The 1,037-nt window shown below is 35.0% G+C and carries 1 protein-coding gene and 1 pseudogene; both read right to left on the reverse strand.

The genetic code is table 11. The features are described from left to right. Window positions 1-102 (reverse strand): annotated as a pseudogene (locus V7149_RS26665) (hypothetical protein); the annotation flags it as partial. A 36-nt stretch (window positions 103-138) separates the two neighbouring features. Beyond that, entirely contained in the window at window positions 139-957 is an 819-nt protein-coding gene (locus V7149_RS23400) for a CPBP family intramembrane glutamic endopeptidase (protein ID WP_335347981.1), read from the reverse strand. Window positions 958-1,037: the final 80 nt, after the last annotated feature.

Raw genomic sequence — 1,037 nt, forward strand, 5'->3', positions numbered from 1 at the left:
GCATCCGCCATAGCGTGCAAAAAAACGAACATAATCGCCTTTGTTTAAAAACATTTCATCTTCATACCAAGCCGCAGCCTCATCGCTAATATGTATTTTCATCATGAAATCCTCCTTCATACTATCTTTGGCTGTTCATTATCCTATATACGTAATAATTCCGCTTAAAATCATGAATACATTGAATATAATATGCCAGATGATGGCGGGAAGAATGCTTCCTGAACGAATGGTAATACCAGCATAGAATATACCGCCTAATGCAAAAAGTAAACATAGCCACCATGAGTATCCAAAGGCAAGATGTGATAAGCCAAAGCCTAATCCCGAAAAGAGAACCGCAGCTTTTTCACCTGCCAAATCTACTAGTCTAGTTAAGACGATTCCTCTCCAAAGGATTTCTTCCAGTGTACCATTTATGATCGAAAAAAGGATGATAAACAGTAAGAAGTTAAGGTCTTCAAAATTAAATTTTGTTAAAGACAGGAAGGGAATAAATGCTGCTAGATTAATACATAAGGCAATCAATAAAAAGACTCTAATTGTAACAGTGTGGAATCCGCTCCATATAAATGGAAATGAAATGGTTGCCATCCAATTAGGCTTCAAGCCATAAAGGTTCCAATTCTTTTTAAACTTCTTAATAACATAGACCATAAAAAGGATCGGGAATAATAGGAGTGAACGATTTATGATCATAATTGAACTTATATTTAATGGTAATTCTTCAATTAGTCGATCGCCATATAATAAAACTAAATACCCAATCGTATATGCGGCCAAAACCCAGACAAAAACGCGACTTTGATTTGCGACAATCGTCAAATATATAATCATCGCTAACAAAAGAGCATAGGAAAAGATAAATAGTTTATGCTGTGTAAGGATCATGATGACGACAAACAAAAAAAGCTGTCCGTATTTATGGTCTAATGAAAGCTTATTCAATACAACCAATGTGGTCATCCTCCCCAGAATCATTCACTTTATTTTAGCACTTTCTTTCTAAAAGAAATAGAATTATCGCAGATTAACGG

The organism is Bacillus sp. JJ1503 (genome assembly GCF_036965125.1).
In the GTDB taxonomy this organism is placed as follows: Bacteria; Bacillota; Bacilli; order Bacillales; family Cytobacillaceae; genus Cytobacillus.